The following is a 12,020-nucleotide window of genomic DNA, read 5'->3' on the forward strand; positions in this document are numbered from 1 at the left end:
TTTTTCAATGGCATGTATTTTTATCTTTGTAAAGACCGGTTGCTGTGGGATTTCCGTGCTCCAATATTAACGAAAAAAGCACTAAGACGAATACAAATTTTTCTCATCACACCACTTTTTATCCTTTTGTTTTTATCAAAGTTTCCCAAAACTTTATTTAAACGAATCTTTTATATCATTAAGTGGATTGGTATGTCTTTAATTATTGAATGGGTTGCCCTCCAAAGAGGAAATATTGTTTTTAAATATGGCTGGAATTTACGCTGGTCCATGTTTGTGTATACATTCATGTACCCATTCAGTTATTTAATATCTATAAAACCGCTTATTACTTTAGTTCTCTCTTTCCTCTCTACTGTTTTTTTATTAATTCGATTTCGTATCCAAATACCCATTTTCAAACACCTCAACGTTAAATAAAAGGGGGGATCAATATGTATCAGCCAAATTGTGATTTTACTTCCTTAAAAGAGGAAATTATCGAAGGTTTGCAAACTGTCTCTTCCGAAATTGATGAGGGATTAAAAACTCTGCAAAATGATAATGACTGTGTTTTAGGAAAATTGGAAGAGCTGAAGGAACGTTTTGAACAGATTGAAACAGTGGCAGCCTCCTTTTATTTAAATTGCTATTTATCCCCATTTACAGACAAATATTTGGACTTATCAACATGTGTTCAAAATCTTTCTCATCAAAAGCATGGCGGTTTAATTGTCATAGAACGAGAAATGCGATTAGATTCATTCATTCGTCAAGGGACTCCAGTTGGGGCTACCCTCACTTCTTCCTTGATAGAGTCTATCTTTTATCCGGGAAATCCGCTTCATGACGGAGCCGTTTTGGTCCGCGGCAACGAAATTGTTTCGGCAGCCAATGTTCTTCCCTTATCAGAAAAAGTATTTGTTGGAAAAAAGCTTGGAACCCGTCACCGAGCAGCCATTGGGATTAGTGAAAAAAGTGATGCGCTGGCTCTCGTGGTTTCAGAAGAAACAGGGAGAGTTTCCTTTGCAATGGAAGGAAACCTATACCGTATCGTAACGGCCAGTTCTTCAGTATAAGTAATTAAAAGAATCAATAAAAGTTTTTTATAACCTAGGAGTGATCCATATGATTCTCAAGGGGAACATTATATCTGGAGAATTTGATGAGCAGATGAACGAGTTTTCCTTACAAGAAGTCAAACATTTGACAATTGAATCCACGATTAAAGAACAGCAATTGCAAAGACTATATCACTACTTAATAAAACATCAGCATGATTTGGACGGGCAAGTTATCATTCTAAATGACCAAATTCCGCTAAGATTGAGCCAAGAGGAAATCCGGTTGTTTTTAAGTGATTTAGAAAAAGTACAGTCACTTTATCATTAAGTTTTTTTAAAAGCCAATGGAAACAAAGTGAATATGAATTTACTTATGCGATTCTTTAAATTAAGGGTCGCTTTTTTAATTTTTCAATGATTGCAAACGTCTTGCAAATCATGGCTGCAATTTATTAAATAAAATCATCCTTATCAGGAACTTTTTAGTATAAACAACCGTCTAATTAAGGGGGGGAGATTCGAGTTCTTCTATTTCTTGCGGTTTTGGTTTATTAACCGGCCCCTTTATACGGGAATCGAGTAAGAGCCAATTTTTATTCTGAATAAATACAGATAGAAGGCTAAAGAGTAAATGGACTGTGAAACTTTTACTCATTTCATTCCCCAACAGTTGGCCTGCAGGGATTTTCATATTGATAACCTACTAAATTTTAACTCCATCATACATTTATATCCTAATTAAGATAGAAATATTAAATTAGGGAGAGAAAAAAATGAAAAAAATAGGACCTCTTATTTTGTTAATCGGTTTAGCAGGATTTGCTGTTTTTCTGTTTGACTTCGTTTCGGCAGATTTATTGGAAGAGCCTAAATATTTTTTAGTGGGCTTTGTATCGATGCCGTTAATCTTCATTGGTGCGGTTATGAGTATGCCGTCTTTACAGCAGAAATACCTTAAACAAAATGAAGAAATATTACGTGAACAAATGAAAACAATGGGAGAAGGATTTTATGAAGACCGTGAAAAATTTTGTTCGAACTGCGGCGATTGCATCGAAAAAAATGCAAAGTACTGTTCTGTTTGCGGTACCCCTTTATAAGGCGCTCTGAATCTGTACCCAGTGAGCAACATTTTTTTATGAACAAATGAAAGACTATGTAAATGGGCTAGCTAAAAAATGACATGTGTTTTCGGAAAAAAATGAACTGTCCACATCATGGAGTTATTATCTTCATAGAATGTCTTACAGATATGAAATAGGTGGAAATATCATGTACACTCATATAGAAAAAGGAGGTGCTTTTATGGAAGAACAATGGCTCAAATGGGCAAAGCAGCTTCAAGCAATTGCACAAGCAGGATTAGCATATTCGAAAGATGTTTTTGATATCGAACGGTTTAAAATGATTAGAATAATCAGTTTAGATATAATGGCACACCATACGGACATGGAAATAAAGAAGATAAAAGATTTATTTGCTAATGATACGGGGTATCCCACTCCTAAAGTTGATGTGAGAGCTGCTGTCTTTTACTCAGATCAAATCTTAATGGTTCAAGAAAAATCTGATGGGAAGTGGTCTTTGCCGGGCGGTTGGGCAGACATTGGATATACACCTGCTGAAATAGCGGTTAAAGAAGTCAAAGAGGAAACCGGATTTGATGTAAAACCAGTAAAACTTATTGCAGTTTTTGATAAGAAATGTCATCCTCATCCGCCATCCCCATTTCACGTATACAAAATGATGTTTCAATGTGAATTACTGGGCGGAAAAGCTAAAGATAGCATTGAGACAAGTGACGTTCGATTTTTTTCTGAGAATCAGCTGCCTCCGTTATCTATACATCGGATTACGAAAGAACAAATTGAACTGGCTTTTTATCATCTGAAAAATCCTCAAACTCCAGTATATTTTGACTAAATTTAAAATTTGTGTTCTCTTTTAATATTCTTTGCTGTATGATAATAAGAGTTTTAAATAGCGGTACACAAGTTCAGTTATAGGATTAATAATAAATATTGAAAATGAAGCGTCCTTTTGAAAGGGCGTCCTTTTTTATGTAAGGAGAATTGGCTTCTATGAAACAAACATTTACTTTACGGCAGAAAACGAAGTTAATTTTTATTTTACTTGTACCTATTTTAATTACTCAGCTTGGCATGTTTTCAATGGTTCTCTTCAATACGATTATGTCGGGAAAGTATAATGCCTCCGATTTGGCCGGAGTGGCTATTGGCTCATCGATATGGAACCCCATTTTTACAGGATTAAGTGCCATCCTCCTCGCGGTTTCACCGATTGCAGCTCAACGGTTTGGTGAAAAAAAGAGTGAAGATGTTACTGCTATTGTAAAGAATGGGATCCTTTTAGCCATTCTTATTGGAGTATTGGTCATTATTCTTGGGATGCTTCTCTTAAATCCTATTTTAGATCTAATGAATCTTGAAGATGCAGTGCGAGAACCAGCTTATGATTATCTCATCGGTCTTAGTTTTGGGATTATTCCGTTATTTATCTATAATGTATTGAGATCATTTATATATGCATTAGGAAAGACCCGGGTGGTAATGGTCATTTTGCTATCTGCATTACCAATGAACTTGTTTTTAAATTACGTACTTATTTTCGGGAATTTTGGATTTCCTGAATTAGGCGGAGCCGGCGGGGGATATGCAACAGCTGTTACGTATTGGATGGTTCTGGCGGTCACAATTTTAATAATTAAAACGAACGAGCCATTCGCTGCTTTTCATATTTTTTCACTGTCACTTCATTTTTCAATTGCTAAATGTAAGGAAATCTTAAAAATTGGTGTTCCAATGGGATTATCTACTTTTTTCGAGACGAGTATGTTTGCAGTTGTGACGATTCTCCTTAGTCAATACAGTGTTACAACCATTGCCGCTTATCAGTCAGCTTTGAATATCGTTTCTTTTCTTTATATGATTCCAACCAGTATCTCGATGGCTCTAACAGTTGTGGTAGGATATGAGGTTGGAGCAAGACGCTATAAGGACGCAAAGATTTACAGCTGGTTAGGAATCTATTTGTCAATGTTCATTGCACTTGTCACGGGATTATGTGTGGTACTGTTCCGTCATGAAGTAGCAGGGTTTTATTCGAACGAAGGGGCTGTTATTTCCCTCACTGCACATTTTCTAATCTATGCGCTGTTCTTCCAGATCTCAGATGCTCTGCAAGTTACTGCACAGGCCGCCTTAAGAGGGTACAAAGACGTCAATGTCTCTTTTATCATGACTCTTGTAGCTTACTGGCTCATCTGTTTGCCAGTAGGATATGGTTTAGCGAATTTTACAGACGTGGGAGCAACCGGATACTGGATCGGATTAACCGTGGGGCTCCTGGCAGCAGGTATAAGTTTATCGGCAAGATTACTCTATATTCAAAAGAAAAAGTATAATCCCCAAATCTCTGTTTTGGGATTACACGAATAAATATAGAATGCATAGACCTGGTTTAGTTAAATCTGAACTAGGTTTTTTGTTTTTAATGTCAGGCAAGATCAATAGAAAATAAAGGATTTGTCGGTATATGTATAGAAAAAAGTAGTATGTACACCTGATGTATTAGTGCAGAGATAAAACAAGGGGGGGCGTTTTAATGCCTGTGATCAGACATCAAACATATATAAATGCACCTATACATATCTGTTTTGATCTTGCCAGGAACGTTGAAGTACATACGAAAACAACCTCAAATACTAAAGAGAGAGCAATCGGTGGAGTGACAAAGGGCTTGTTAGAGGCAGGAGATATGGTAACGTGGGAAGCAGTTCATTTTGGGATTAAACAAAGATTAACGGCAAAGGTCACGGAAATGGATAAGCCCTATAAGTTTATTGATATCATGGAAAAGGGAGCTTTTCATTCCTTTACTCATACTCATGAGTTTGTAGAACAAGGTGATGGCACCTTGATGATTGATACCTTTGATTATAAATCTCCATTTGGAATGATTGGAAGGCTGGCAGATCTTTTGTTGTTAAAAAAATATATGGAGACATTTATTGCAAATCGAGCTAATGAACTAAAAAAATTAGCTGAACAGCAAGAATAGTTCATTGATGCCAAGTATTTATGTCAGGAAATTGATTCCAATATTCGAGCCATGTCTCAAATAGATCTAATTGAATATCCTTTAATTCCTGGATTTTTTCAGCTTGAGTCGCATTCATTGACTGTTGCTCCTTAGATTTTCATTGACTTAATTTTTCCCAAAACTTATAAAAATTATCATCGAAATGGAAGGAGGATCATAATGCAACTATTCAAAGCGCTTATGGTTAATAAGAAGGAGGATCAGGTTACAGCTGGGGTTAAACAGTTAAAACTTGATGACTTACCAGAAGGAGAAGTTCTCATTCGTGTTGCCTATTCAGGAGTAAACTATAAAGATAGTCTTGCTGCCATACCGAATGGAAATATTGTCAGATTTTATCCTTTTGTACCTGGGATTGATATGGCGGGAGTCGTTGTTTCATCATCGGACCCGCGATTTCAAGAAGGGGATGAAGTGATTGCAACCAGTTATGAAATTGGGACAACCCATTTCGGCGGATACAGTGAGTATGCCCGGATTCCAGCTGACTGGGTTGTTCCTTTACCGAAAGGTCTAACCTTAAAAGAATCAATGATTATCGGAACAGCTGGTTTCACAGCTGCTTTATCAGTACTTCGCCTTGAGGATAACAATGTAACACCTGATAACGGAAAAGTCCTAGTGACAGGTGCTACAGGCGGAGTTGGGAGTTTTGCTGTCTCGATCCTTTCTGTGTTAGGGTACGACGTAGAAGCTAGTACAGGAAAAGAATCGGAACACGAATACCTGAAAAAACTCGGAGCCGTTAGCATTGTTTCTCGAGATGAAGTTTACAAGGGTGAAATTAAGCCTTTGGGGAAACAAAAGTGGGCAGCTGCCGTAGACCCGGTTGGCGGGGAAACTTTGGCATCTATATTAAGCCAAATACAGCGGGGAGGGTCAGTAGCAGTTAGTGGTTTAGCGGGTGGAAAACAAGTTCCTACTTCGGTTTTTCCATTCATTTTAAGAGGTGTCAACCTGCTTGGAATCGATTCTGCTTATTGCCCAATGAAGACTCGTTTAAAAACATGGCATCGATTAGCAACTGATTTTAAACCTGCGAATTTAGAAGATTTTATCCATCAAGAAGTGATATTAGAACAACTTCCAGAGGTTTTTCCAATGCTATTAAAAGGGCAAGTAAGAGGAAGAATTCTTGTAAAATTATAAAGTTATATCTAAGACACGCGGGAGGATATTTATGAGAATAGCAGAGTTACAGCAAGATGTTAAAAAGTTTAGTGAAGAAAAAGGATTTTCAAACACAACGATTGAAGAACGAACGATTTTTTTAGTAACAGAGGTTGGAGAAGTAGCGAAAGAAGTATTGCATATTATATATGAATCGGATACAGAAAAAATGAACAAGCTCAAAGAGAAGCTTGGTTTGGAACTTTATGATGTTGTTTGGAATGTGATAGAGTTAGCGAACAAGCTCGATATTGATTTAGAAGATGCCTTTCGGAAAAAGCGGGAAATTAATAAACATAGGCAGTGGGTTTAGTTAATGAGGTGGGATTGGTATGAAGAAAGAGGTGCCTAAACATATCATCGCCTGCTGCGATCGAGGATGTTAGATGCTATGAGAGCCGAAGCTAGTATTCCCTACGAGGTGTGGGAAGTTAATCCTTATCACTTGATTAGTAGAATAGGGAAGGAAATAGTTATGAAAAAAGAGATTATGGGTTTAAATACCCACACCTTGATAACTGGTGTGGGTATTTAATTTTACAATAGAAGTAATAGTTTCCAAATTTACATAACGATTTAATTCTAGTCCATTCTTTGAAAATTATGATAAACTACAATTAAAAATAATAACTTCTTAGGAGTAATGCTTATGTCTATGCTAAAAAATCTATTTATTGGCTTATCAAAAAACGAATTGATGAACAGTGCAGCTAAGAAATACGGTTTAAAATTGGGAGCACAGAGTGTTGTCGCTGGCACAAATATAGAAGAGGCCATAAAAAGCATTAAAGAGCTTAACTCACAAGGAATTTCCTGTACCATTGATAATCTAGGGGAGTTCGTCTACAAAGAGGAAGAAGCACTAGAAGCAAAGGAACAAATTCTAGAAGTCATTGAAGCTATTCATACAAACGAGCTAGATGCACATATTTCCCTAAAGCCTTCCCAATTAGGGTTGGACATAGACTTCAGTTTTTGTTTAAGTAACCTTCAGGAAATTGTAAGTAAGGCGTATAAATATGATATTTTTATCAACATTGATATGGAAGACCATGCCCGTCTCCAACCTTCATTCGATCTATTAGATGAGCTTTCTAAGGATTATGATAATGTTGGAACTGTTATACAGGCTTATTTCTATCAATCAGAAGAAAATATTGAAAAATATAAAAATTATCGTCTCCGGATTGTGAAAGGTGCTTATAAAGAGCCGGAAGAGGTAGCGTATCAAGACAAAAAGGATATTGATACCAACTTCATTAAATTGATTGAATATCATCTGTTAAATGGAAAGTTCACTTCCATCGCAACCCACGACCATAATATTATTAATCATGTTAAAGAATTTGTCAGAAAGCACAACATTCCTAATGACAAATTTGAGTTTCAAATGCTGTATGGTTTCCGGAAAGACCTCCAGTTACAGTTAGCTCGGGAAGGTTATCATTTCTGTACTTACGTGCCTTTTGGCAGTGACTGGTACGGGTATTTTATGCGCCGTCTTGCAGAAAGACCGCAAAACATTAATCTGGTTACTAAGCAAGTATTTAATAAAAAGACAAATACCGTACTTGGTATTGCAGCAGGTGCCTTTCTATTAGGACGATTGTCTAAAAGAAGAAATAAGTAAATTTAGTGTTCGAAAGCACATTGTATAAAATTAATAACTATTTAAGAGGCAGCCCAATAGGATGCCTCTTAATTTTTATCGAGCCAAAGATTGGAAGGTTGTTAAGATTAAAGAATAGGAATTTCCTATTATTTCAGAATTTTGTTATAATGGAATAGTTCTTTCTGCTTTTTAGCAGGCAAGGGCTGGGAATCGTTACTAGAATCTAAAACTAAACACGTATTGGGGGAAAAAAGATGACAAGTAATGTTTACACAGCAATTGCCATTGTAATCTATATGGCCGCTATGCTCGTTATTGGGTGGTATGCTTATCGTCGTACAACCAATCTAACCGATTATATGCTTGGAGGACGATCTTTAGGTCCTGCGGTAACGGCACTTAGTGCAGGTGCTGCGGACATGTCAGGTTGGTTACTGATGGGGCTGCCAGGTGCCATTTATTTATCTGGCCTTGTAGAAGCATGGATTGCCATTGGTCTTACAATTGGGGCATATTTAAACTGGTTATTCGTTGCACCGCGCCTGCGGTTGTATACACAAATATCTAATAACTCGATTACAATCCCTAGTTACCTCGACAGTCGATTAAAAGATAATTCCAAAATTTTGCGTATAGCTTCCGGAGCTATTATTTTAATCTTCTTTACATTTTATGTTTCATCCGGCATGGTTGCTGGAGGTGTATTTTTTGAGAGTTCCTTCGGCTTTGACTACCATACTGGTCTGATTATCGTGTCAGCTGTGGTAATCGCTTATACACTTTTTGGCGGATTCCTTGCCGTTAGTTACACTGATTTTGTTCAAGGGCTAATTATGTTTTTAGCACTGATTTTAGTGCCATTAGTGGGTGTCTTTTTAACAGGAGGGTTCTCGGAAACAGCTCAAACTATCAGAGAAGTTGATCCAAACCTTTTAAGTCTGGTTTCGGGTGCAACAGTAGCAGGTGTTATTTCTTCAGCTGCATGGGGGCTCGGATATTTTGGGCAGCCTCACATTATTGTCCGATTTATGGCAATCAAATCGGTCAAAGAAACAAAACAAGCTAGAAGAATAGGGATAGGATGGATGATCTTAAGCTTAGCTGGAGCTATTGCAACTGCGTTAGTAGGGATTGCCTATTTTCAGCAAAACCCAGGTGCAGCCCTTCTAGATGAAGAAGCTGTATTTATTGAATTAGGACAGATTATTTTCCATCCATTTATAGCAGGAATTATGCTGGCAGCTGTTCTTGCTGCCATTATGAGTACGATTTCTTCTCAGCTAATTGTAACGTCTTCTGCATTAATAGAAGATTTGTATAAAGCCGTATTTAAGTCAGATGCATCAGATGCGAGATATGTATTTCTCGGGAGACTTTCCGTTTTAGTGGTATCCCTTATAGCAATGGTGTTTGCGTGGACCCAAAATGAAACGATATTAGATCTCGTATCGTTTGCTTGGGCAGGATTTGGAGCATCATTTGGACCGGTCATTCTTCTTTCATTGTATTGGAGAAAAATTACGGCTTCTGGGGCATTGGCAGGAATGGTGTCTGGAGCCGTTACTGTCATGATCTGGGGTAATATAGAAGTACTTACAAAATCTTTATATGAAATTGTCCCTGGATTTATTTTAAGTCTTCTAGTAACTGTTGTTGTAAGTAAGTCAACCTATAAACGAAATGAAGAAATCGAAAAAGAATTTGATGAAACCATGGAGCTTTTACAACAGGAAAAAGAATCTGTTAGTCTAGAAAAATAAGAATATTATATTGGCCCCAGTCTAAGCTGGGGCTGTTTTTGTAATTTTGAAGGTACCAAAGAACGTAAATTAAGCAGTTAAATTGAATATGGTTAGTACAGCTACAGGAGGGCTTAGTATGGCAAGTATTTTTGCTAAATGGGGAGAACATCTTGTAAAGCTAACTTGGATTCCTCAAATGAAAATAACGGAATTAACAAAAGTAACAAGTGTCCATGCAGTTTGTATGCTTGATGGTTATGTTATGTTAGTTCACATAAAAAATAGAGGATTTAATTATCCTGGCGGACATGTGGAACCTGGAGAGGAATTAGAAAAAGCCGTACTTCGTGAAGCATATGAAGAAGGATATGTTATAGGGTCTATCCAATATATTGGTGCTATTGAAGTAAGTCACGAGGAAAACCCTGCATTTGATCCTAATGGAAAATATCCTTTAATTGGCTATCAGGCGTTTTACCGAATGGATATCACAGAGTGTCACCCTTTTCTGCGGAAACATGAATCGGTTACGAGAATATGGGTAGAAACGAGTGAAGTCCAATATGTGATTCATGACCACGAACTTTCACAATTTATTTTAGCTGAAGCTTTAACTCTAAACATGGACAAGGGGGTAATTTAATATAATGATAACGAGGTACCATTCTCGTATAGTAACCAATTTATATAAGTCTTTAGATTCCGTTTCAGATAAAAAGGATTTTACGGGAGGAAAATCAGTGTGAGACAAATCATTGCACTGGGCGGCGGCGGTTTTTCAATGGAACCGGAAAACCCATTATTAGATACATATATTTTAAAGCAATCCAAAAAGGAAAACCCAAAAATATGTTTTCTCCCGACAGCAAGCGGGGATTCAGAAGATTACATATCGAGGTTTTATTCTTTTTTTAATAAACAACAGTGTCTGCCATTTCACTTATCATTATTTAGACCTCCGACGAGAGATATAGAAAGTTTTATCTTAGAGAAGGATATTATCTATATTGGTGGAGGTAACACCAAAAATTTGCTTGCTTTATGGAAGGAATGGGGTTTAGATAATATCTTAAAAAAGGCATGGAATCAAGGAATTGTATTAGCTGGAATAAGTGCAGGTTCTCTTTGCTGGTTTGAAGAAGGGATAACTGATTCGTTTGGTGATAAGCTGGAACCTATTACTTGCTTAGGCTTCTTAAAGGGTAGTAACTGTCCTCATTATGACGGAGAAATGGAAAGAAGACCAGCCTATCAAAACTTTATTAAGTCTAAACAAATACAATCTGGAATTGCTGCTGATGATGGTGTTGCCATTCATTATAATGATCAGGAAATCTTTAAGATTGTTGGTTCAAGACCACATGCAAACGCTTATCGGGTTTACTTACAGGATGGGGTCAAGGAGGATGTACTAAAGCCTGAATATTTAGGAGTTTCTTAACACTGAAAAGCTATAGAAATGGGGGATATGTATGGGGAAAATTACTATGACACCTGAACCGCCTTATTATGCTGTGATTTTTTCGTCTGAACGTACTGAAGGAGACAAAGGGTATGAGAAAATGTCAGAAAAAATGGTTGAACTTGCAGCACAGCAAAAAGGGTTCCTGGGATTGGAAAGTGCCCGTGATCCCGATCTGGGAATTACAGTTTCCTATTGGGAGTCATTAGAAGCTATCAAGAATTGGAAGGAACACACGATTCATAAATTAGCCCAGGAAAGAGGAAAGTCAGAGTGGTATCAAAGTTATTCTTTAAGGGTTTGTAAAGTGGAGAGGCAATCATTTTTTGAAATATAAAAGTTGAGGCGCTTTCATTGCCATATGTCCCGACAGATAAATATGGAAAAGCCTATTTTCTCATTAAATAACTAGAAAATAGGCTTTTTGATGTTATTCTTGGGTTAGTGTTGATACTTGCCAGGTAACTCCAAATTTATCTTTTACCTGTCCATATAGCGGACTCCAAAAAGTTTGCTGAAGTTCCATGATTATTTGACCGTCGACAGACAATTTCTCAAATACTTCTTTGGATTTTTCAGGAGTGCTTACTGAAACCGCGATTGTTACTTGATCGCCTATTATAAAGGGCTGACCAGGAAACGTGTCGGAAAGCATTAGGTCTGTATTTCCGACTTTTAAATGGGCATGTAAAATACGATCTTTCGCTTCTGCTGGTGTTGGATAGTTAGGGTCTTCTGGAATATCACCGAATGTTTGTAAACTTAGTACTTGTGCATCCAGCGCATTTTCATAAAATTTTACAGCTTCCTGACCATTACCGTTTGTAACGATATATGAATTGATTCCTAGTATCATTATGCTTCATCCA

The 12,020-nt window shown here is 37.1% G+C and carries 14 protein-coding genes and 1 pseudogene; 14 read left to right on the top strand and 1 reads right to left on the bottom strand.

Annotated features, from left to right (window positions below):
• The first annotated feature begins 434 nt into the window (after nt 1–434).
• The 14 genes and pseudogenes from cdaS to CRO56_RS06475 all read left to right on the top strand — a co-directional run bounded on the left by cdaS (nt 435) and on the right by CRO56_RS06475 (nt 11,488).
• Nucleotides 435–1,058 carry a sporulation-specific diadenylate cyclase CdaS gene (gene cdaS, locus CRO56_RS06410; protein WP_097157779.1) on the top strand — a complete coding sequence of 208 codons (624 nt, stop codon included), beginning with the start codon at nt 435–437 and terminating at the stop codon, nt 1,056–1,058.
• Nucleotides 1,059–1,107: 49 nt separating this feature from the next.
• Nucleotides 1,108–1,371 carry a hypothetical protein gene (locus CRO56_RS06415; RefSeq protein WP_097157780.1) on the top strand — a complete coding sequence of 88 codons (264 nt, stop codon included), beginning with the start codon at nt 1,108–1,110 and terminating at the stop codon, nt 1,369–1,371.
• 445 nt (nt 1,372–1,816) lie between these two features.
• Nucleotides 1,817–2,143, top strand: coding sequence for a zinc ribbon domain-containing protein (locus CRO56_RS06425; protein WP_097157782.1), 327 nt, complete (start codon nt 1,817–1,819; stop codon nt 2,141–2,143).
• 205 nt (nt 2,144–2,348) lie between these two features.
• Entirely contained in the window at nt 2,349–2,966 is a 618-nt protein-coding gene (locus CRO56_RS06430) for an NUDIX hydrolase (RefSeq protein ID WP_097157964.1), read from the top strand.
• 158 nt (nt 2,967–3,124) lie between these two features.
• Complete coding sequence (locus CRO56_RS06435; RefSeq protein ID WP_097157783.1) at nt 3,125–4,501, top strand: MATE family efflux transporter; 1,377 nt, start codon at nt 3,125–3,127, stop codon at nt 4,499–4,501.
• Nucleotides 4,502–4,667: 166 nt separating this feature from the next.
• Complete coding sequence (locus CRO56_RS06440; protein WP_097157784.1) at nt 4,668–5,123, top strand: SRPBCC family protein; 456 nt, start codon at nt 4,668–4,670, stop codon at nt 5,121–5,123.
• Nucleotides 5,124–5,324: 201 nt separating this feature from the next.
• Nucleotides 5,325–6,314 carry an NADPH:quinone oxidoreductase family protein gene (locus CRO56_RS06445; protein ID WP_179714193.1) on the top strand — a complete coding sequence of 330 codons (990 nt, stop codon included), beginning with the start codon at nt 5,325–5,327 and terminating at the stop codon, nt 6,312–6,314.
• A 31-nt stretch (nt 6,315–6,345) separates the two neighbouring features.
• Nucleotides 6,346–6,648, top strand: a complete 303-nt coding sequence (locus CRO56_RS06450) for a MazG nucleotide pyrophosphohydrolase domain-containing protein (RefSeq protein WP_097157786.1) — start codon at nt 6,346–6,348, stop codon at nt 6,646–6,648.
• A gap of 54 nt (nt 6,649–6,702) precedes the next feature.
• Nucleotides 6,703–6,795 (top strand): annotated as a pseudogene (locus tag CRO56_RS23595) (DNA mismatch repair protein MutT); the annotation flags it as partial.
• Nucleotides 6,796–6,990: 195 nt separating this feature from the next.
• Nucleotides 6,991–7,965, top strand: a complete 975-nt coding sequence (locus tag CRO56_RS06455) for a proline dehydrogenase family protein (RefSeq protein ID WP_097157965.1) — start codon at nt 6,991–6,993, stop codon at nt 7,963–7,965.
• Between the two features lie 236 nt (nt 7,966–8,201).
• Nucleotides 8,202–9,707 carry a sodium/proline symporter PutP gene (gene putP, locus CRO56_RS06460; RefSeq protein ID WP_097157787.1) on the top strand — a complete coding sequence of 502 codons (1,506 nt, stop codon included), beginning with the start codon at nt 8,202–8,204 and terminating at the stop codon, nt 9,705–9,707.
• A gap of 118 nt (nt 9,708–9,825) precedes the next feature.
• The gene (locus CRO56_RS06465; protein WP_097157788.1) at nt 9,826–10,332 is read left to right on the top strand and encodes an NUDIX domain-containing protein; all 507 of its coding nucleotides are present in this window, start codon (nt 9,826–9,828) and stop codon (nt 10,330–10,332) included.
• 99 nt (nt 10,333–10,431) lie between these two features.
• Nucleotides 10,432–11,130, top strand: coding sequence for a Type 1 glutamine amidotransferase-like domain-containing protein (locus CRO56_RS06470; RefSeq protein WP_097157789.1), 699 nt, complete (start codon nt 10,432–10,434; stop codon nt 11,128–11,130).
• Nucleotides 11,131–11,161: 31 nt separating this feature from the next.
• Nucleotides 11,162–11,488 carry an antibiotic biosynthesis monooxygenase family protein gene (locus CRO56_RS06475; RefSeq protein WP_097157790.1) on the top strand — a complete coding sequence of 109 codons (327 nt, stop codon included), beginning with the start codon at nt 11,162–11,164 and terminating at the stop codon, nt 11,486–11,488.
• A 93-nt stretch (nt 11,489–11,581) separates the two neighbouring features.
• On the opposite strand, the gene CRO56_RS06480 is transcribed toward CRO56_RS06475, so the two are convergent.
• Nucleotides 11,582–12,007, bottom strand: coding sequence for a VOC family protein (locus tag CRO56_RS06480; protein WP_097157791.1), 426 nt, complete (start codon nt 12,005–12,007; stop codon nt 11,582–11,584).
• Nucleotides 12,008–12,020: the final 13 nt, after the last annotated feature.

It is taken from the genome of Bacillus oleivorans (assembly GCF_900207585.1).
In the GTDB taxonomy this organism is placed as follows: Bacteria; Bacillota; Bacilli; order Bacillales; family JC228; genus Bacillus_BF; species Bacillus_BF oleivorans.

Bases quoted from the DNA above. Each gene is read 5' to 3' on its own strand.
- cdaS (WP_097157779.1), top strand. From the start codon at position 435: ATGTATCAGCCAAATTGTGATTTTACTTCCTTAAAAGAGGAAATTATC.
- CRO56_RS06415 (WP_097157780.1), top strand. From the start codon at position 1,108: ATGATTCTCAAGGGGAACATTATATCTGGAGAATTTGATGAGCAGATG.
- CRO56_RS06425 (WP_097157782.1), top strand. From the start codon at position 1,817: ATGAAAAAAATAGGACCTCTTATTTTGTTAATCGGTTTAGCAGGATTT.
- CRO56_RS06430 (WP_097157964.1), top strand. From the start codon at position 2,349: ATGGAAGAACAATGGCTCAAATGGGCAAAGCAGCTTCAAGCAATTGCA.
- CRO56_RS06435 (WP_097157783.1), top strand. From the start codon at position 3,125: ATGAAACAAACATTTACTTTACGGCAGAAAACGAAGTTAATTTTTATT.
- CRO56_RS06440 (WP_097157784.1), top strand. From the start codon at position 4,668: ATGCCTGTGATCAGACATCAAACATATATAAATGCACCTATACATATC.
- CRO56_RS06445 (WP_179714193.1), top strand. From the start codon at position 5,325: ATGCAACTATTCAAAGCGCTTATGGTTAATAAGAAGGAGGATCAGGTT.
- CRO56_RS06450 (WP_097157786.1), top strand. From the start codon at position 6,346: ATGAGAATAGCAGAGTTACAGCAAGATGTTAAAAAGTTTAGTGAAGAA.
- CRO56_RS06455 (WP_097157965.1), top strand. From the start codon at position 6,991: ATGCTAAAAAATCTATTTATTGGCTTATCAAAAAACGAATTGATGAAC.
- putP (WP_097157787.1), top strand. From the start codon at position 8,202: ATGACAAGTAATGTTTACACAGCAATTGCCATTGTAATCTATATGGCC.
- CRO56_RS06465 (WP_097157788.1), top strand. From the start codon at position 9,826: ATGGCAAGTATTTTTGCTAAATGGGGAGAACATCTTGTAAAGCTAACT.
- CRO56_RS06475 (WP_097157790.1), top strand. From the start codon at position 11,162: ATGGGGAAAATTACTATGACACCTGAACCGCCTTATTATGCTGTGATT.
- CRO56_RS06480 (WP_097157791.1), bottom strand. From the start codon at position 12,007: ATGATACTAGGAATCAATTCATATATCGTTACAAACGGTAATGGTCAG.